Source organism: Streptomyces sp. NPDC055243, assembly GCF_044544025.1.
Classification (GTDB): Bacteria; Actinomycetota; Actinomycetes; order Streptomycetales; family Streptomycetaceae; genus Streptomyces.
In genome coordinates, this window is record NZ_JBITWR010000001.1 from 719023 (window position 1) to 738829 (window position 19807).

Consider the following 19807-nt stretch of genomic DNA (forward strand, 5'->3'; position numbering starts at 1 on the left):
GGAGTTGAGAACGATGGACAACGAGGACAAGCTCCGCTATTTCCTGAAGCGGGTCACCGCCGACCTGCGTGACACCCGCAGGCGCCTGCGCGAGGTCGAGGAGGGCGAGCAGGAGCCGGTGGCGATCATCGGCATGAGCTGCCGCTACCCCGGCGACGTACGCTCCCCCGAGGACCTGTGGGAGCTGGTCGTAGGCGGCCGCGACGGCGTGACGGCGTTCCCCGCCGACCGCGGCTGGGGCGACGTCGAGCTGTCCGACCCCGAGGACCCCGACCGCGTGTTCCGCACCGAGGGCGGGTTCCTGCACGACGCGGCCGAGTTCGACCCCGGCGTGTTCGGGATCTCGCCGTACGAGGCCCTTGCGATGGACCCGCAGCAGCGGTTGCTCCTGGAGACCTCCTGGGAGGCGTTCGAGCGGGCCGGGATCGACGCGTCGTCGCTGCGCGGCAGCAGGACGGGCGTGTTCGCCGGAGTGATGTACCACGACTACACGTCGCGGCTGCGGTCGGTGCCGGAGGGAGTGGAGGGCTTCCTCGGCACCGGCAGCTTCGGCAGCGTCGCCTCCGGCCGCGTGTCGTACACGTTCGCCCTTGAGGGGCCCGCCGTCACGGTGGACACCGCCTGCTCGTCCTCCCTGGTCACGCTGCACCTGGCCGCCCAGGCGCTGCGCTCCGGCGAGTGCACGCTCGCCCTCGCGGGCGGGGTCACCGTGATGGCGACCCCGGACACGTTCATCGGCTTCAGCAAGCAGCGCGGCCTGGCCGCAGACGGCCGGTGCAAGTCCTTCTCCGAGGACGCCGACGGCACCGGCTGGGGCGAGGGCGCCGGCATGCTCCTCCTGGAGCGCCTTTCCGACGCCCGGCGCAACGGCCACACCGTCCTCGGGATCGTGCGCGGTTCGGCGGTGAACCAGGACGGCGCGTCCAACGGCCTCACCGCGCCCAACGGCCCCTCGCAGCAGCGCGTCATCCGCCAGGCGCTCGACAGCGCCGGACTGACCGCCGCCCAGGTCGACGCGGTCGAGGCGCACGGCACCGGCACCACCCTCGGCGACCCGATCGAAGCTCAGGCGCTCCTCGCCACCTACGGCAAGGACCGTCCCGCCGACCGGCCGCTGTGGCTCGGCTCGGTGAAGTCCAACATCGGCCACACGCAGGCCGCCGCAGGCGTCGCGGGCGTGATCAAGACGGTCATGGCGATGCGGCACGGCGTACTGCCGCCCACCCTGCACGTCGGCGAGCGTTCCCGGCACGTCGACTGGTCGGCGGGCGCCGTCGAGTTGCTGACCGAGGCACGGCCGTGGCCGGAGACCGGGCAGCCGCGCAGGACGGCGGTGTCGTCCTTCGGCATCAGCGGAACCAACGCCCACGTCGTCATCGAACAGGCCCCGGCCGAGGACGCCGACGGCGAGCAGGACGCGGACGAGCTGGGCGGGCCCGCCGAGTTGGCCGACCCCGTCCTCGCCGACGCCGTGCCGTGGGTGCTTTCCGGCAACGACCCGGCCGCCCTGCGCGAGCGCGCCGCCTCCCTCCTGTCCCACCTGGAGGGCCGGGACGAGACGCCGGTGGACATCGGCTACTCGCTCGCCGTGAGCAGGACCGCCCTCGAGCACCGGGCCGCCGTCGTCGGCACGGACCGCGCGGAACTGCTGCGCGGCCTCGATGCCCTCGCAGCCGGTGGTGAAGCGCCGAACCTGGTGCGCGGCACGGTCGGCACGCGCGGCAAGCTCGCGTTCCTGTTCAGCGGACAGGGCAGCCAGCGCGTCGGCATGGGCCGCGAGCTGTACGGGGAGTTCCCGCTGTTCGCACAGGCCCTCGACGAGGTCTGCGCGGGCCTGGACCCGCACCTGGACCGGCCGCTGCGGGACGTGCTCCTCGCCGAGCCCGGCACCGAGGCCGCCGCCCTGCTCGACCGGACCACCTACACACAGCCCGCCCTGTTCGCGATCGAGGTGGCGCTGTTCCGCCTCGTCACCGCGTGGGGCCTCACCCCGCAGTTTCTCGCGGGCCACTCCATCGGCGAACTCGCGGCGGCGCACGTGTCGGGCGTGTTCTCCCTCGCCGACGCGTGCACGCTGGTCGCCGCCCGCGGCCGGCTGATGGGCGCCCTGCCCGAGGGCGGAGCGATGCTGTCGCTGCGCGCTGACGAGGACACCGTCCGCCGCCTGGTCGCCGAGCACGGCGGCACGGTGGACGTCGCGGCGGTCAACGGCCCCGAGTCCACGGTGATCGCGGGCGACGCCGACGCCGTGGCCGCGATCGACGAGGCGTGGCGGGAGCGCGGCGGCAAGACCCGCTACCTGCGGGTCAGCCACGCCTTCCACTCGCCCCATGTGGACGCCGTCCTCGACGACTTCCGCGCCGTGGCCCGCACCATCACCTACGGCACCCCGGCGATCCCGGTGGTGTCCACCCTGACCGGCGCCGTCCTGACCCCGGCGCAGGCGAGCGACCCGGAACACTGGGTGCGCCACGTCCGCGAGGCGGTGCGGTTCCTCGACGGCGTGCGGTGCCTGGGCGAGCAGGGCGTCACCAACTTCCTGGAGCTCGGCCCCGACGCGGTCCTGACCGCGGCCGGCCGCGACTGCGCCGACGAGGGCGCGCTGCTTGTCGCCGGGACGCGCGCGAACCGGCCCGAGGGCGCCACGCTCACCTCGGCGGTAGCGGCCCTGCACGTGCGGGGCGTCGCCCTCGACTGGCAGGCGGTCTTCGCGGGCCGTGGCGCCCGGCGCACCGACCTGCCCACGTACCCGTTCCAGCGCACCCGGTACTGGCTGGACGTCGGCGCCCACGTGGGCGACGTGGCCTCGGTGGGCCTGCGCCCCGCCGACCACCCGCTGCTCGGCGCCGCGGTCACCCTGGCCGACGAGGAGGGCGCCCTGCTCACCGGCAGGCTCTCCCTGGCCACCCACCCGTGGCTGGCCGACCACACCGTCGGGGGCGTGGTCCTCGTACCCGGCGCCGCGTTGGTGGAACTCGCGGTCAGGGCGGGCGACCAGGTCGGGCTCGACCACATCGAGGAGCTGACGCTGGCGGCGCCGCTGGTCCTGCCGGCGGACGGCGCGGTCCGCCTCCAGGTGTCCGTCGGGGCGCCGGACGAGTCGGGCCGCCGCGCCCTGAGCGTGTACTCCCGGGCCGACGACGCGCCGGACGACCAGCCGTGGACACGGCACGCCTCCGGCACCCTCACGGCGGAAGCCGTGGCTTCGGCGGCCGTCGACACGAGCGCCTGGCCGCCTGCCGGGGCCGAGCGGATCGACATCGAGGGCCGCTACGACGACCTCGCCGACGCCGGGCTCGGCTATGGGCCCGCGTTCCGCGGCCTGCGCGCGGCATGGCGCCGCGGCGACGAGGTGTTCGTGGAGCTGGAGCTGCCCGACCAGGACAGCGCGGGCTCCTTCGGACTGCACCCCGCGCTGCTCGACTCCGCGCTGCACGCCATCGGCCTCGGCGGCTTCGTCACCGACACGGAGCGGCTGCACCTGCCGTACTCCTGGCGCGGTGTACGGCTGCACAGCAGCGGCGCGTCGGCGCTGCGCGGGCGGCTGTCCCCGGCGGGCTCCTCGGGCGTCGCGATCGCCCTGAGCGACGGCACGGGCGCCCCCGTCGCCTCGGTCGAGGAACTGTCGCTGCGGCCCCTGACGGCGGACGGCCTCACCGGCGACCGCCTCGACTCGCTGTTCCGGGTCGACTGGACACAGGTGCGGCCCGCCGAATCGCCCTCGTCCCGCTGGGCTGTCCTGGGCGACGCGGACCTGGCCGCGCTGGCGGACGGCGAGGTGCCGGACCTCGTGTTCGCCCCCGTGCCCCCGGCAGCGAACCCTGCGGAAGCCACCTACCGGGCGCTGGCCCTGGTGCGCGCCTGGCTCGCCGACGAACGGTTCGGCTCGGCGCGGCTGGTGTTCGTCACCGGAGGCGCGGTGGCGGCCGGCCCCGACGAGGACGTCCTCGACCTCTCCAACGCCCCTGTGTGGGGCCTCGTACGCGCGGCACAGGCCGAGCACCCCGGCCGGTTCGTGCTCATCGATACCGACACCGACACCGACCCTGACGTGGACTGGTCGGAGGTCGCAGCTCACACCCTGTCGGGCGCCGTCGCGACCGGTGAGCCCCAACTGGCCCTGCGCGCCGGTGAACTGCTGGTTCCGAGGCTGGTACGGGCCCGTCCCGACACCGAAGAGGGGCCGGACTTCGGCGCCGGACCGGTCCTGGTGACCGGTGCGAGCGGGATGCTCGGCGGCCTGGTGGCCCGCCACCTGGTCGTGGAACACGGCGTGCGGCGCCTGGTCCTCGCCAGCAGGCGCGGCCAAGTCGCCACGCTGAACGACGAACTGGCCGCTCTGGGCGCGGAGGTCACGTCGGTCGCCTGTGATGTGGCCGACCGTGACGCGGTGGCCGAACTCATCGCCGAGCACCCCGTCACCGCCGTCGTCCACGCGGCGGGCGTCCTGGACGACGGCGTCATCGAGTCCCTGACCCCGGAGCGGATCGACACCGTCTTCCGGCCCAAGGTCGACGCGGCCCGGCACCTGCACGAGCTGACCCGCGACCTGGACCTCTCGGCATTCGTGCTGTTCTCCTCAGCTGCGGGCACGTTCGGCAACGCAGGCCAGGCCAACTACTCGGCGGCCAACGCGTTCCTGGACGCGCTCGCCCAGCACCGGCGAGCGCAGGGCCTGCCCGCGACATCGCTGGCATGGGGCCTGTGGGCGGACGCGAGCGGCATGACCGACGACCTCGCCGCGACCGACCGCGGCCGCCTCGCACGGGCCGGTGTCACCGCGCTGTCCGCCGAGGAGGGGCTGCGCCTGTTCGACGCCGCCCTCGCGCTGCCATCGGCCGTGGCCGTGCCCATGCGCCTCGACCTGGCCCCGCTGCGGGCCCGCCCCGAGACCGTCCCCCCGCTGCTCCGCGCGCTGGTGCGCACGGCGCGCCCCGAGGCCGCCAAGGCCGACGGGGGCCTGGCGGCGCGGATCTCCGCCCTGCCGGGGGAGGAGCGACTCCCGGCGCTGCTCGACCTCGTACGCACCTGTGTCGCCGCCGTCCTCGGCCACGCGTCCGCCGCCGCGGTGGAAGCGGAGCGGGCCTTCGACGAGCTCGGGTTCGACTCGCTCACCGCCGTCGAGCTGCGCAACCGGCTCGACGCGGCCACGGGCCTTCGCCTGCCCGCCACGCTGGTCTTCGACTACCCGACGCCCCTGGCCCTCGCGAAGCACCTGGGCGCCACGCTGCTCGGCGACGACGACACGCGGACGGCGGCCGTCCGCACGGCCGCGGCCGACGACGAGCCGATCGCCATCGTCGGCATGAGCTGCCGCTATCCCGGCGGAGTGCGCTCGTCCGAGGACCTGTGGCGACTGGTCGCCGAGGGCCGTGACGCGGTGTCCGACTTCCCGGACAACCGGGGCTGGGACGTGGAGGCGCTCTACGACCCCGACCCCGAGAACACCGGTACCAGCACCGTCAGATCGGGTGGATTCCTGCACGACGCCGCCGAGTTCGACCCTGCGTTCTTCGGCATGTCGCCCCGTGAGGCGCTCGCGGTCGACCCGCAGCAGCGACTGCTCCTGGAGACCTCCTGGGAGGCGTTCGAGCGGGCCGGCATCGACCCGAAGTCGCTGCGCGGCAGCGCGACCGGAGTCTTCGCGGGCGTGATGTACAACGACTACGCGGCACGGCTCGGCCGCTCCCCGGAAGGCTTCGAGGGCCAGCTCGGCGTCGGCAGCTCGGGCAGCGTCGCGTCCGGCCGGGTCTCCTACGTGTTCGGCCTCGAAGGACCCGCGGTCACCGTGGACACGGCGTGCTCGTCGTCGCTGGTGGCCATGCACCTGGCGGCCCAGGCGCTGCGCTCCGGTGAGTGCACGCTGGCCCTGGCCGGTGGCGTGACCGTGATGGCGAGCCCGGCGACCTTCGTGGAGTTCAGCAGGCAGCGGGGCCTGGCCCCCGACGGCCGCTGCAAGGCGTTCTCCGCCGACGCGGACGGCACCGGCTGGGGCGAGGGCATCGGCATGCTGGTGCTCGAACGCCTCTCGGACGCCCGGCGCAACGGCCACCGCGTCCTCGCGGTCGTGCGAGGTTCGGCGGTGAACCAGGACGGCGCGTCCAACGGCCTCACCGCCCCGAACGGCCCCTCCCAGCAGCGCGTCATCCGCCAGGCCCTGGCGAACGCGGGCCTGAACGCCTCTGACGTGGACGCGGTCGAGGCGCACGGCACCGGCACTACCCTGGGCGACCCGATCGAGGCCCAGGCACTCCTTGCCACCTACGGCCAGGACCGCGCCGGAGAGCCGCTGTGGCTCGGCTCGCTGAAGTCGAACATCGGCCACACGCAGGCCGCCGCCGGTGTCGGTGGCGTGATCAAGATGGTGATGGCGCTGCGGCACGCCGAACTGCCCAAGACGCTGCACGTCGACGAACGCTCCCCGCACGTGGACTGGTCGGCGGGCGAGGTCGACGTACTGAAGGAGCCCCGGCCGTGGCCGGCCCTCGGCCGACCGCGCAGGGCGGCCGTGTCGTCGTTCGGAGTGAGCGGGACGAACGCACACACCATCATCGAGCAGGCCCCGGAGCCCGAGGAGCCCGCTCCGGCTCCAGTACCGGTCTCCGGGCCGGTTCCGCTGGTGTTCTCCGCACGTACGGAGGGCGCTCTGCGTGCGTATGCCGCTCAACTCGCCCTTTCTGTAGGGGAGGTGGCTACGAAGGACGTGGCCGATGCCCTGCTGTCGCGGTCGGTGTTCGACCACCGGGCCGTGGTGGTGGCGGGCGGAGCGGAGGCGCTGGCGGCGGTGTCCGCAGGCATCGAGTCCACCCGCGTGGCGATCGGTGTCGCGCGGCCTGTGGGGAAGGTGGCGTTTGTGTTCCCCGGTCAGGGTTCGCAGTGGCTGGGTATGGGTGCCCAGTTGGCGGAGTCCTCGCCGGTGTTCCGCGCTTCCTTGGATGCGTGCGCTGAGGCGCTCGTCCCGTATGTGGACTGGTCGCTGTACGAAGTACTTGCCGATGGGGCCGAGTTGGAGCGGGTGGATGTCGTGCAGCCCGCGCTGTTCGCGGTGATGGTGTCGCTGGCCGCGCTGTGGCGTTCGTACGGTGTGGAGCCCGACGCGGTGGTCGGCCACAGCCAGGGTGAGATCGCCGCCGCGCATGTGGCGGGGGCGCTCTCGCTGGACGACGCCGCCAAGGTGGTCGCGCTGCGCAGCAAGGCGATCCTGGCCCTGTCGGGCCAGGGCGGCATGGTGTCGGTGGCCGTGACGGTCGACGAGGCGCGCGAGCGGATCGCGCGGTGGGAGGGACGCATATCCGTCGCCGCCGTGAACGGCCCGCGGTCGGTGGTGGTGGCGGGCGACGCCGACGCACTGGACGAGCTGATCGAGTCCTGCGCGGCCGACGAGGTGCGGGCCCGCCGGGTGCCTGTGGACTATGCCTCGCATTCGCCGCATGTGGAGCGTATCGAGGAGGCGTTGGCGGGCGTGCTGGCCGGGGTTGAGCCGCTGCCCGCGAGTGTGCCGATGCTGTCCACGGTGACGGGGGAGTGGCTGACCGGTTCCGAGGTGGGTGCCGATTACTGGTACCAGAATTTGCGGAATACCGTGCGGTTCGAGGAGGCCACGCGCGGCCTGCTCGACCACGGGGTCGGCGCGTTCGTCGAGTGCAGCCCGCACCCCGTGCTCACCATCGGCGTGTCCGAGACGGTGGAGGCCACCGGTGGCGACGCCGTCATGGTGGGTACGCTGCGCCGGGACGAGGGCGGTCTCGACCGGTTCCTGCTCTCCGCCGCCGAGGCGTACGTAGGGGGCCTGCCGTTCGAGTGGCGGCAGACCGTGCCCGCCGGGCGGCACGTGGACCTGCCCACCTACCCCTTCCAGCGCAAGCACTACTGGCTGGACGCCCCCCGCGACCTGCGCTTCGTCGAAGCGGCCGGTGGTCTCGGCCTTGCGGACGCCGATCACCCGCTGCTCGGCGCCGCCGTGGACCTCGCCGACGAGCAGGGCCTGGTGTGCACCGGCAGGCTGGGCACCGACACCCACCCGTGGCTCGCCGACCACGCCGTCGCACAGACGATCCTCCTGCCCGGCACCGCCTTCGCGGAGATCGCGCTCGCGGCGGGCGGCAGGCTCGGCCTGGACGAGGTGGAGGAACTGGCCCTGGCCGCACCGATGGTGCTGCCCGAACGCGGCGGAGTACGCCTGCGGGTGACGGTCGGCGGCGACGACGGCTCCGGCCGCCGGGCGCTGAGCATCGACTCCTGCCCGGACGGACCGGTCGGATTGGAGGCCCCGGCCGCCGGTGCCGACTGGACCCGGCACGCCACCGGCTTCCTCACCACCGGAGCCCCCGCCGAGCCGGCCGCGCCCGCGCAGTGGCCGCCCGCCGAAGCCGAGCCCGTCGACATCGAGGGCCTCTACGACAGCCTGGAGGGGGCCGGGTTCGGATACGGGCCCGCCTTCCAGGGACTGAGGGCAGCATGGCGCGGCGAGGGCGCCGTGTACGCCGAGATCGAGCTTGACGAGGACCAGCACCGGGACGCCGCTTCGTTCGGCCTCCACCCGGCGCTGCTTGACGCCGCGCTGCACGCCTGCATGCTCGGCGGCCTCGTCGAAGACGCCGGTCGCCCCCGGCTCCCGTTCTCCTGGAGCGGGATCCGCTGGCACGCGACCGGTGCCACGGCGGCGCGGGTACGGCTCACACCTGCCGGACCCGACGCCGTCTGCCTGGAACTGACCGACGTACAGGGAAACCCCCTGGCGACGGTCGCATCCCTGGTCCTGCGGCCGATCGCCGCCGACCACTGGGGTGCGCGCCACCGCGATTCACTGTTCCGGCTGGAGTGGGTGGCCGCACCGACCCGTGCGGCCACTCCCGCTCCCGCCCGCGGTTGCGCCGTCGTCGGCCCGGACGACCTGAAGGCCGGCGCGGGTCTCGCCGCGGCCGGTATCGCCGTCGAGGAGTACGACGGCCTCGCGGCCCTCGCCGAGTCCGGGGTGCCGGAGCTGGTCGTCGTCCCGTGCGCCGAGGACGACACGGAGCCGGTCGCCGCCGCCCGCACGGCCGCCCTGCGCGCGCTGCGCATCGCCCAGGAGTGGCTGGCCGACGACCGTTTCCTCGCATCCCGCCTCGTCTTCGTGACCCGCGGGGCCGTCGCGACCGGACCCGACGAGGACGTGCCCGGCCTCGCCGACGCGGCGGTGTGGGGCCTGATCCGGTCGGCGCAGTCCGAGAACCCCGACCGGTTCACACTGGTCGACGTGGACGGGCACGACACCTCCTGGCCTGCATTGCCCGCCGCCCTCGCCGCCGCCGAGCCCCAATTGGCGCTGCGCGACGGCGAGGTGCTGGTGCCGCGCATCGCGCGGACCCGGCCGCCGTCCGACGTGGACTCCGGCATCGCGTTCGCCCCCGGTGGCACCGTCCTGGTGACCGGAGCCACCGGCATGATCGGCGGTCTCGTCACCCGGCACCTCGTGGCCGAGCACGGCGTACGGCACCTCGTCCTGGCCAGCCGCAGCGGCCCTGCCGCCCCGGGCGCCGAGGACCTCGGCACCGAACTGACCGGCCTCGGCGCGCACGTGACGCTCGCCGCCTGCGACGTCACCGACCCCAACGCGCTGGCGGAACTCCTTGCCGATGTGCCGTCGGACCATCCGCTGACCGGCGTGGTGCACTCGGCGGGCGTCCTGGACGACGGCACGATCAGCTCGCTGACCCCGGACCAGGTCGACCGGGTGTTCCGCCCCAAGGTCGACGCGGCCTGGCACCTGCACGAGCAGACCCGCGACCTGGACCTCTCCGCGTTCGTGCTCTTCTCCTCGGCCGCCGGCATCCTCGGCGGCCCCGGCCAGGGCAACTACGCGGCGGCCAACGCGTTCGTCGACGCGCTCACCCAGCACCGCAGGGCCGCCGGACTCCCCGCGACATCGCTGGCGTGGGGCCTGTGGGAGACGGCAAGTGCGATGACCGGCGCCATGGCGGGCAGCGACGTGGAGCGGCTTTCCCGCTCCGGTCTCGCGGGCCTGACCGAGGAGCAGGGCCTCGCGCTGTTCGACCTCGGCTGCGCGGCGGACGACGCGGTCGTGGTGCCGATGCGGCTCGACCTCGCCGCCCTGCGCGGCGGGCCCGACGAGGTGCCACCGCTGCTGCGCGGCCTCGTACGCCCGCGGGCCGCCAAGGCGGCCGCCACGAGCGAGGAGCCGCTGGCGCAGCGCCTCGCCGGTCTCACGGAGGAGGAACAGGGGCAGGAACTCCTGCTGTTCGTCCGGGACCAGACGGCGGCCGTGCTCGGCTACGTGCCGGAGGAGCTCGATGTCTCCGGCGCCCTGACCCAGCTCGGCCTGGACTCCCTGACCGCGCTGCAACTGCGTAACCGGCTCGCCGTCGCGTCCGGGCTCCGCCTGCCCACCACCGTCGTCTTCGACCAGCCGACAGGACCGGCGCTCGCCGGGTACCTCCGGCGTGAACTCGCCTCGGGGGCCGCGGCCGACGCCGGGGGTGAGGCTCCCGCCTCGACCGCCGCCCTGGCGGTCGAGGACACGCTCACCGGTCTGTACCGGCAGGCCTGCGACCTCGGCCTGTACGAGGAGGGGTGGCAGATGGTGAACGCGGCCGCCCGGGTGCGCCCGGTGTTCGAGACGCCGGACGAGGTGCCCGCACTGCCGCCGGTCACGCTGGCGACCGGGCCGGGCACTCCGCTGCTCTGCCTGCCGCCGACGATGGCGCCCTCCGGACCGCACTACTTCGGCCGGTTCGCCCCGGTGTTCGCGGGCGAGCGGGACGTGACCGTGCTGCCCAACCCCGGCTTCGCGGCGGGGGAGTCGCTGCCCGCGACCAGGGACGCGGTCGTGCGCTTCCAGGCCGAGGCCGTCAGGAGGGAGGCCGGCGGCCGACCGTTCGTGCTCGTCGGCTACTCGTCGGGCGGCTGGCTGGCCAACGCGGTCGCCGCGCTGCTCGAACAGCAGGGCAGCGCACCGGCGGCCGTGGTGCTCGTGGACACCTACACCGCGACGACCTCGTTCGAGGGCCGGCTCGAGGAGGCGCTGCGGCAGCGCGCGGCGACCAGCGAGGCGTTCGAGCTGATGTCGGGCGCGCAACTGACCGGGCAGGGCGGCTACTTGCGCGTGTTCGGCGACTGGGAGCCCGAACCGATCGACACGCCGACGCTGTACGTGCACGCCACCTTCCCGCCGGGGGAGTCGCAGGCGCTGGAGACCGAGGACGACTGGCGCCCCCGGTGGCCCCTGCCGCACGAGGCCGCCGACGTCCCCGGCGACCACTTCACGATCATGGACGACCACTCGGAGTCGACGGCGCTCGCCGTACGGGCCTGGCTGGCCGACGACCGGACCACCAACTCCCCCTGAGGGCAACCAAAGACAGACCAGCGAACCACTGAAGACACAACAGAGTCATCCGCACACTGAGTACGACAACCACAGCAGAACGGACGATCGACATGACTGTTGCCGACGGCAGCGACCTCTGGCTCCGCCGGTTCCACCCCGCACCGGACTCCCCGGTCCGGCTGGTGTGTTTCCCGCACGCGGGCGGATCGGCGAGCTTCTACTTCCCCGTATCGGCCGCGCTCCAGAGCGACTGCGACGTGACGGCCCTGCAGTACCCCGGCCGTCAGGACCGGCGGTCCGAGCCGAACGTGGACGACATAGGCGTGCTCGCCGACCGGATCGCGCCCGTGGTGGCGCCCCTGTTCGACCGGCCCGTCGTGTTCTTCGGGCACAGCATGGGCGCGATCATCGCGTTCGAGGTCGCACGCAGGCTCCAGGAGCGCGGCCACACGCCCGCGATGCTCTTCGCCTCCGGGCGCCGCGCACCGTCGACGCGACGCGTGGAGAACGTCCACCAGCGGGACGACGACGGCATCGTGGCCGAGATGAAGGCCATGAGCGGGACCGACGCCCAGGTGCTCGGTGACGAGGAACTGCTGCGGATGGTGCTGCCCGCGATCCGCAGCGACTACCGGGCCATCGAGACGTACGGACCCGTGGACGCGACCGTCGACTGCCCGATCACCGCCCTGGTGGGCGACGCGGACCCGAAGACGACGGGGCCGGAAGCGGACGAGTGGCGCTCCCACACGACAGCCGCGTTCGACATCAAGACGTTCCGCGGGGGTCACTTCTTCCTCAGCCCGCGCGCGGCGGAGGTGATCTCACTGATGCGCGAGACGCTGCGCGGCGCCGTGACCGTCGGCTAGGCACCGGTCAGGCAGGGGAGAACGGGGGTTGGACGAGAAGGTGGTCCAGCCCCCGTCGCGCCGTACGCGATGCGGCGCACCGAGGCATGAGCTCACGCGATGCGGCGGCACCGTGGCACGAGCCCACACGATGCGGTGCGGCCTGGCGCGACCTCAGATGTAGCCCGCGCGCACCGCGTAGGCCACCGCATGGGTGCGGTTGCGCAGTTGGAGGCGGGAGGTCAGATTCTGCAGGACGTTCTTCACCGTCCGCTCGGAGTACGCGAGCTTGACCGCGATCTGCCCGGTGTCCAGTCCCTCCGCGACCAGCTGGAGGACTTCGACTTCGCGTGGCGTGATTCCCATCGTGGGGAGTCCGGCCGGACTTGGTGTGCTGCTCTTGAGCTGTCCCATACGGGTGAGGAAGGTGCCTAATAAGTCGGCCGGTAAGTCACCGTCACCCCGGTGAGCCGCGAGCACGGCCCGCAGCAGCCGCGCGGGCGTGGCCTCTCGTCGCCATACGATCGAGGTGACCCCGCACCCGGCGACATCCAACAGGTCGGCTTCCCGCATCCGGTCCACCACCAGGACCGCCCGGACACCCTTGACGCGGACGAGTGTGCGCAGGCTCAGCAAGGTCGTCTCGTCGACGGAACAGGCGACGAGCAGGGCGACTTGGCCGCGGTCCTGCCGGGTGGTGTCCACCAGCTCGATCTCCGGGTACTGACGGAACTGACTGAGTACGCCGGCCCGGGAAATCGGGTCCGATGTGTGAACGGACAACAGCACCCGCTCAGTCGTAGGGACACTCTCGACGGTCTGCTGCACGGGCTAGAGCTCCTTCTGCTTCCATGAAGGCCCAGGGGGCTCGAGCACGGCAGACATGAGTGTGCGCCGCCACCCCCTCGTCGACCAGATAATCAGGTACTGCGTTGGTGCCCTAGGAGGCTCAACGTGTTCCTGATCACCAGGTTGGTGCTCACCGCTCACGTCCTGCTGATGTTGCGCTGACGTCCGCTCCTTCGGGACCTGCCCACCGGGCGCCAGGAACTACTGTCGGGAGCATGGTCGAACACGATGCCCTCAGTGCCACCCGCGATGCCTACGACGATGCTGCTCACACCTATGCGCAACTGTTCCGCGACACGTTGCGCGACAGCCCCCTGGACCGCGCGATCCTGGGTGTGTTCGCCGAGGCGGTCGGCGCGAGCGGGGACAATCAGGTCGCGGACCTGGGGTGCGGACCTGGCCATGTCACGGCCCATCTGGCGGAGTTGGGACTGCTGGCATCCGGTGTCGACGCCTCACCCACGATGATCGAATTGGCTCGAGAAGCCTATCCGGGCCTGCGGTTCGACGTGGGCTCGATGGCCGCGCTGGACATCGCTGACGGCGCGCTGGGCGGCGTGCTCTCCCGTTGGTCCGTCATTCACACGCCGCCGCGGGAACTCCCCGTTATCCTGGCGGAGTTCCACCGCGTTCTGGCACCTGGCGGTCACCTCCTGATCGGCTTCTCGGCGAGCGAGGACCAGACCCACCTGACGCAGGTCTTCGACCACGCGGTCGCACCCGCCTATCGGTGGTGGCCCGACCACCTCGCCGCGCTGCTGCGCGAGTCCGGGTTGGCCGAGGTGGCCCGGATGGTCCGAGAGCCGCAGCCCACCGACCGCCGACAGTTCAAGGAGATCCAACTGCTCGCCCGCAAAGCGTAGGCAGGCCCAGGAGGAACCGCCTTGGCCCAGGGGATCCCGCGAGCCGTGCCGCCCCTGCGGCCTTCGGCGGTCGTACTGTCGAACCGACACCGAGGAGGACCTCTGATGCGCAGCGTGACCTATTCGATGAACGTCTCCCTTGACGGCTACATCGCCGGCCCGGACGGCGGCATCGACTGGGGCGCGCCCGACGCGGAGGTCTTCCGCTTCTGGATCGACGAGATTCGGGGGATCGACGTCCACCTGCTGGGCCGACGGCTGTACGAGACGATGCTGTACTGGGAGACCGCCGACCAGGACCCGTCGCTCGATGAGGCGAACCTCGAATGGGCCGGGCTCTGGAAGCCGCTGCCCAAGGTGGTGTTCTCCACCACGCTGTCGGAGGTGCAGGGCAATGCACGCCTGCTGTCCGGCGGCCTGGCCGAGGAGATCGAGCGGTTGCGGGCCGAGCCGGGAGACGGCGAGATCGCGATCGGCGGCGCGACACTCGCCGCCGAGGCGGCCGCGGCGGGTCTGATCGACGAGTACCGGGTCGTGGTCCACCCGGTACTGGTGGGCGGCGGCATTCCGTTCTTCCCCCAGCACGAGCGCCAGGTGAATCTCGAACTCGTCGAGACCCGCACGTTCGCCTCGAAGGCCATCTACCTCCGCTACCGCGTGGCGCGCTAGGCCTTGGCGGGCCTTCGCCGCCCGAACCCGGCCTGAGCAAGTCCGAGGACGTCATGTCATCCGGCTCGCCCGCCCCACGCACGTACGCCGGATGTTCGCCGTGCGCCGGGCCAAGGGCCCCGCGGGCTCCCGCCGATCCGCTCGTCGGTCAGTCGCCGGTGTCGGTCGCCCAGATCGGCGCGCCCTGGTGGTAGATGACGACGTTGCCGTCGTCCTGGACGGCCAGGTGGGCACCGCTACGCCCGTTGGTGTCGGAGGCCCAGAGAGGCTTGTCGTTCTCTGTGTAGACGACGAGATTGCCGTCCTCCTGCATGACGGCGTAGGCCGCCTGTTCGCCGGCCGTGTTGGACGCCCACACCGGCTTGGAGACCGATTCCCTGTAGAGGACGAAGTTGCCGTCCTCCTGAAGGCGCAGGATCGCCCGCCCGTTCCCCGACGTCCAGGCCTGGTTGCGGCGGATCGTGGCCTCTGGTGTTCCGGGACGGAAGGTCGCATCGCTCATGGTGTGCTTTCCCCTCTCGGCTACTCGGCTACTCGGCTACTCGGCTACATGGGGCTGCTGTCCGATCCCCTGGGACGGTAGCGCCCGGAGCGCGGCTGGCAGAGGACGAATAGCGCCAACCGGAAAAGACCATCTATTTCAGGCCCACCGATTCCGAGTTCGTGCTTGCCACTTGCCACTTGCCACTTGCCGCTCGTCGCGTGCGGGAACTGCGAGAGGTTTCCGATGCCTTCGCCCGTCTCTGGGGCGCTCAGACCGCCGCCGCCCCGCACACGACGGTCGGTCACGGCCCGGGCAGGCACGGAGGTCAAGGGGCCAGACGCAGCAGGGTCTCCCGGAAGGAGACCGCGTTCTTCGGGGGACGGTTGTGGGGCATCTTGGCCAGGGCTGCGGCCATGCCGCAGGTGTTGGTCACGCCGGAGAAGACGAGTCCGGCGCCGATGGCCCCGGACAGCCAGTGCGCGGGCGTCCAGGCGAGACCGGCCACGAAGCCGGTGAGGACCAGGGTGCCGGCGGCGAGGCGGACCTGGCGGTCCATGGGCCAGGTCGCGCGGGCGCCGGCCGGGCGCTCGACCTCGTGGCCCGCAGAGGCCCAGGCGGTGGTGCCGCCTTCGAGGGTGGCGGCATCGATGCCGTGGGCGGCCAGCTGGGCGCAGCCCCTGGCGGAGCGTGTTCCGGAGGCGCAGACGACGAGGAGCGGCGTGCGCTGTGCGGCCTTCCTCAGGGTGTCGGCGGCCGTGTCCAGGCGGTCCAGGGGGATGTTGTGGGCGCCGGGCAGGTGGCCGGTGGCGTACTCGCCGGGGGTGCGTACGTCGATCACGGTGAACTCGCCGAAGCGGGCGGTGGCCTGGGCGGGAGTGAGTGCGGTGGTGGTCACGGAACAGATGCCTTTCTGGGCTGGTTCCCACGGTAGGATACCCGTGGGGGTATGAGAGGAGGTTGGTGTGCAACTCGACATGAGTGCCGAGGAACTGAAGTCGGCGCTGAACCGGCTACGGCGGGCGCAGGGCCAGCTCGCGGGAGTGATCAAGATGATCGAGGAGGGCCGGGACTGCGAGGACGTGGTCACGCAGTTGTCCGCGGTCTCCAAGGCGCTGGACCGGGCCGGGTTCTCGATCATCGCGACGGGTCTGCAGCAGTGCATGACCAGCGAGGACCCGCAGGTGCGCGACTCGGCGCAGATGCGCGCCCGGCTGGAGAAGCTGTTCCTTTCGCTGGCCTGACCGTTCCGCCCTCCCGTGGGGCCTGCCGCGGACGTGCCGACAGCGGGGCGTCCGCGGCAGGCCCCACGGGTGTTTCACAGCAGGGCGCCGGTCGCCATCACCGCGGCTACCGTCAGCAGCAGGCCGCCGAAGACTTGCTGCAGGACGGCGGGCTGGACCTTCGCGGACAGCCGCTTGCCGTCCCACGCCCCCAGGACCGCCGTCGCGATGAACGGCATGATCAGAGCCCAGTCCAGGCTGACCTCGGTGGCCGCCCGGGCCGCGAGAGCGACCAGCGCGTTGGCGACGATGACCAGCAGGCTCGTGCCGACGGCCGCGCTCATCGGCACCGCCAGCGCCGCCACCAGGGCGGGGACGGCGAGGAAGCCGCCGCCGACCCCGAGGAATCCGGTCACCGCACCCAGCGCGGCGCCCGCTCCCGTTGCGCGGGGCGCCGACACTGTTCCGTTCACCGGCGGTGTGCGCGGGCGCAGCATGCGCAGTCCGGCGAGCACCGCGAGGGCGGCGAAGGCCAGGGTCAGCACCGTGGCGGGGATGCGCGCGGACAGCAGGCCGGCCGCCGCGGCGGGCAGCAGTCCCGCTGCGGCGAACAGCAGTCCGGCTCGCCAGCGCACCGTTCCCGCCCGGGCGTGGGCCACCAGCGCGGTGAGCGAGGTGGCGATCACGATGATCAGGCTGGCAGTGGTGGCCTCGGCCGGGCTGAAGCCGAGCAGGTAGGTCAGGGCGGGGACGGTCAGGATGCTGCCGCCCGCCCCGAGTGAGCCCAGGGCGAGACCGACCAGCGCCCCGGCGAGCAGGGCGAGCACGAACGCGGTCATATGACGGTGCCCGCCGCCCCGTGCGCGTCCTGGACGGGCAGACCCTGATCGGCCCAGTCCACCATGCCGCCGATGACGTCGACAGCCGTCACACCGCGCTCGGCGAGCAGGCGCACGGCCTGCTGGGAGCGGTTGCCGGAGCGGCAGATCAGCACGAGACCACGGCCGTCATCGGGACCGGGCGGAGCCGCGCCCCGGGCCAGCCGCGACAGCGGCCAGAGCGTTGCCCCGGGGGCGTGGCCGGCCCCGAACTCGTTCTCCTCACGGACGTCGGCGAGCAGCGCGGAGCCGTCCTCGACGGCGCGGCGGGCCTGTGCCGGTGTGATGCGGCCGGGGCCGCTGTGCGGCAAGAGCATGATGCTTCCTCTGATGCTCTGACCCCGGGCGGACCGTGAGGGGCCGGCAGGGTCAGGTGGTGCGGTCAGTGTTGGGCGGGGGAGACGAGACTGAGGCCGGCGTCGGCGGCAGCGGCGTAGCCGTCGTCGACGGCGACGACGTCACGTCCGGCGGAGTCCAGGACGGAGGCGGCGATCGCCGCGCGCATGCCGCCCGCGCAGTGCACCCACACGGTCCCGGCGGGCACCTCGTCCAGCCTCTGGTGGACCTGGTGGATCGGGATGTGCACGCTGCCCTCGATCCAGCCGTCGGCCCGCTCCGCGTCCCGGCGTACGTCCAGCACCACGGGGTTCTCGCCCCGCTCACGGGCGGCGGTCAGGTCGGCGAATGTCGCCCGAGGGAACGAGGCGAGCGGCGCCCCGCCGGTAGTCCAGTCGGCCGGGGAGCCGACGGCCGCGGCGGCCGGGCGGTCGATTCCCACCCGGGCAAGCTCCCGCTGGGCGCGGGTGATGTCCTCGGCACTCTTGGCGAGCAGGGTGACCGGCTTGCCCCACGGGATCAGCCACGCCAGGTAAGTGGCCAGCTGGCCCTCGACCTCGAAGTTGAGCGAGCCCGCGACATGGCCTTCCGAGAACGCCACACGATTGCGCAGGTCGATGACCCACTCCCCGGCCGCCAGACGGCGGGCGATCCCTCTGGCGTCAGCCCGCTCAGGTGCGGTCAGGTCTATAGGAGCGGGGCCTGCGGCATTGGCCGGGCCCATGTGGGTGTAGTAGGCCGGGACGTCGTCCAGGCCGGTCAGCAGCTCCTTGACGAACGCCTCCGCGTCCTGGAGGAGCGCCGGGTTGGATGTCTTCTCCGTGCCGATGGTGCTGTGGTCGCCGTTGGCCTGGGTGGAGGAGCAGAAGCTGCCGAACCCGTGTGTCGGCATCACCGCCACGTCGTCGGCCAGCTGGGCGGCGAGCCGGTGCGCGGAGGCGTGCTGGGCGCGGGCCAGGTGCTCGGTGAGCCGCGGCTCCACCAGATCGGGACGGCCCACGCTGCCGATCAGCAGCGAGCCGCCGGTGAACGCGGCCACCGCACGCCCGGCCTCCTCCAGCACATAGGAGGTGTGGTGCGGGGTGTGCCCGGGAGTGGCCACGGCCCGCAGCACCAGGCCCTCGTCGACCTCCTCGGTATCGCCGTCGGCCACCGGGAGGCGGGCGTAGGCCACCGACGCCCCGGCGGGCACCAGGTAGCGGGCGCCGGTCAGCCGGGCCAGCTCCAGACCACCGGTGACGTAGTCGTTGTGCACGTGCGTCTCCGCGACGGCCACGATCCTGACTCCGCGCCGGGCCGCCGCCGCGATCACCCGGTCGATGTCCCGCGGCGGATCCACGACCGCCGCCGCCCGGGCCCCGCCCGCCAGATAGCTGCGGTTGCCCAGACCTTCGGTCTCCAAGACGTCGGCAAAGAACACGGCGCACTCTCCCTCACTCCGAAATTACCCCCCGGGGTATCGCCATCCACCGTAACAGAGATACCTAGGGGGGTATTTTCGGGCGGGTGTGTGACGGCCGCACACAGGCGGATCACGCGCTCCTTTCCGCACCTGGCGCACCAGTGGCGTCGGCGGAACTCCGGCCATGAACCGTGCGCAACGGGCGCTGTTCACCCCGCACTGGTTCCGCGAAGGGCCCAACGGCCCGTCAGGTACGGCGAATCCGCCCTGCCCCGCGGGCCTCCCTGCCCAACCGCGTTCGGCGCGGAACGCGCCGGCGGTCGATAGGGTCGGTCCATGTCCAGTCCTGGAGACGTGCCGCCGGAGATCCTGAACCGGGTGCGGTCGATCTGTCGGCAGCTGCCCGAGTCGTACGAGGAACCGGCCTGGATCGGCGTGCGCTGGCGCATCCGTACGCGGACGTTCGCCCATGTCTACGCGCCGGACGTGGATCGCTACCCGGTCTACGCCTCGTACGTATCCGCAGATCAGGAACCGGTGGTGATGACTTTTCGGGTACCCGTCGACGACCTGCTCGGCCTGACCGCCGGTGGTTTCCCGTTCCTCCGTGCCGACTGGGGCCATAACGTCGTCGCCGCGATTCTCGGTGACCACACCGACTGGACCGAGCTCGCCGAACTGATCACCGACAGCTACCGCGAGATGGCCCCGAAGTTCCTCGCCGCCCGGGTGCCCCTCCTGCCGCCGATCAGCTGACCGGCGGTGGGCCTCGCCTCCCGCCGCACCACGCCCTGCGTGTGGACCTCCACCAAGGCCGTGCGCGCGCACGATCCAACTCCCTTGCCCTGGAAGCGGGCTGAGGCGCGAGGTGCGTGGGAGTCGTGAAGAGTTTGTGCGCGATTCTTGGGATTCGGTCATCGGAGAGGAAA

11 protein-coding genes and 1 pseudogene are annotated in these 19807 nt (G+C 72.5%); 6 read left to right on the forward strand and 6 right to left on the reverse strand.

The genetic code is table 11. The annotated features are described in order from the left end of the window. Positions 1–13 precede the first annotated feature (13 nt). Together ACIGXX_RS03155 and ACIGXX_RS03160 are read left to right on the forward strand one after the other, a co-directional pair. Positions 14–11347: pseudogene (locus tag ACIGXX_RS03155) on the forward strand (SDR family NAD(P)-dependent oxidoreductase); the annotation flags it as partial. A 92-nt stretch (positions 11348–11439) separates the two neighbouring features. Continuing rightward, positions 11440–12198, forward strand: coding sequence for a thioesterase II family protein (locus ACIGXX_RS03160; RefSeq protein ID WP_399972191.1), 759 nt, complete (start codon positions 11440–11442; stop codon positions 12196–12198). Between the two features lie 153 nt (positions 12199–12351). Here the strand turns inward: ACIGXX_RS03160 and ACIGXX_RS03165 are convergent, their stop codons facing one another. Continuing rightward, positions 12352–13005: a response regulator transcription factor gene (locus ACIGXX_RS03165; protein ID WP_399972194.1), complete on the reverse strand. Its 654-nt coding sequence runs from the start codon at positions 13003–13005 to the stop codon at positions 12352–12354. 236 nt (positions 13006–13241) lie between these two features. Here ACIGXX_RS03165 and ACIGXX_RS03170 point away from each other — a divergent pair, with 236 nt between their 5' ends. Together ACIGXX_RS03170 and ACIGXX_RS03175 are read left to right on the forward strand one after the other, a co-directional pair. Further along, positions 13242–13889, forward strand: a complete 648-nt coding sequence (locus tag ACIGXX_RS03170; protein WP_361473837.1) for a methyltransferase domain-containing protein — start codon at positions 13242–13244, stop codon at positions 13887–13889. 105 nt (positions 13890–13994) lie between these two features. Continuing rightward, complete coding sequence (locus ACIGXX_RS03175; RefSeq protein ID WP_361473834.1) at positions 13995–14558, forward strand: dihydrofolate reductase family protein; 564 nt, start codon at positions 13995–13997, stop codon at positions 14556–14558. Positions 14559–14706: 148 nt separating this feature from the next. Here the strand turns inward: ACIGXX_RS03175 and ACIGXX_RS03180 are convergent, their stop codons facing one another. Both ACIGXX_RS03180 and ACIGXX_RS03185 read right to left on the reverse strand, forming a co-directional pair. Beyond that, positions 14707–15060 (reverse strand): hypothetical protein, encoded by a 354-nt coding sequence (locus ACIGXX_RS03180; RefSeq protein WP_351156494.1) that lies wholly within the window; start codon positions 15058–15060, stop codon positions 14707–14709. 307 nt (positions 15061–15367) lie between these two features. Next, positions 15368–15937, reverse strand: a complete 570-nt coding sequence (locus tag ACIGXX_RS03185; protein ID WP_399972200.1) for a rhodanese-like domain-containing protein — start codon at positions 15935–15937, stop codon at positions 15368–15370. Positions 15938–16004: 67 nt separating this feature from the next. On the opposite strand from ACIGXX_RS03185, the gene ACIGXX_RS03190 reads away from it, so the two are divergent. Further along, on the forward strand, positions 16005–16283 hold the full coding sequence (locus tag ACIGXX_RS03190; protein ID WP_225823872.1) for a metal-sensitive transcriptional regulator: 279 nt from the start codon (positions 16005–16007) through the stop codon (positions 16281–16283). A gap of 74 nt (positions 16284–16357) precedes the next feature. Here ACIGXX_RS03190 and ACIGXX_RS03195 read toward each other — a convergent pair whose 3' ends face one another. The 3 genes from ACIGXX_RS03195 to ACIGXX_RS03205 all read right to left on the reverse strand — a co-directional run bounded on the left by ACIGXX_RS03195 (position 16358) and on the right by ACIGXX_RS03205 (position 18896). Further along, positions 16358–17101, reverse strand: a complete 744-nt coding sequence (locus tag ACIGXX_RS03195; protein WP_351156490.1) for a sulfite exporter TauE/SafE family protein — start codon at positions 17099–17101, stop codon at positions 16358–16360. Beyond that, entirely contained in the window at positions 17098–17457 is a 360-nt protein-coding gene (locus tag ACIGXX_RS03200) for a rhodanese-like domain-containing protein (RefSeq protein ID WP_351156488.1), read from the reverse strand. The genes ACIGXX_RS03195 and ACIGXX_RS03200 overlap by 4 nt, the downstream gene beginning before the upstream one ends. Before the next feature lie 65 nt (positions 17458–17522). Next, a complete protein-coding gene (locus tag ACIGXX_RS03205) occupies positions 17523–18896 on the reverse strand; it encodes a rhodanese-like domain-containing protein (RefSeq protein ID WP_399972204.1) in 1374 nt (457 codons plus the stop codon). A gap of 318 nt (positions 18897–19214) precedes the next feature. Between ACIGXX_RS03205 and ACIGXX_RS03210 the strand changes: the two genes are divergently transcribed. Beyond that, positions 19215–19634 (forward strand): MmcQ/YjbR family DNA-binding protein, encoded by a 420-nt coding sequence (locus tag ACIGXX_RS03210; RefSeq protein WP_361465163.1) that lies wholly within the window; start codon positions 19215–19217, stop codon positions 19632–19634. Positions 19635–19807 lie beyond the last annotated feature (173 nt).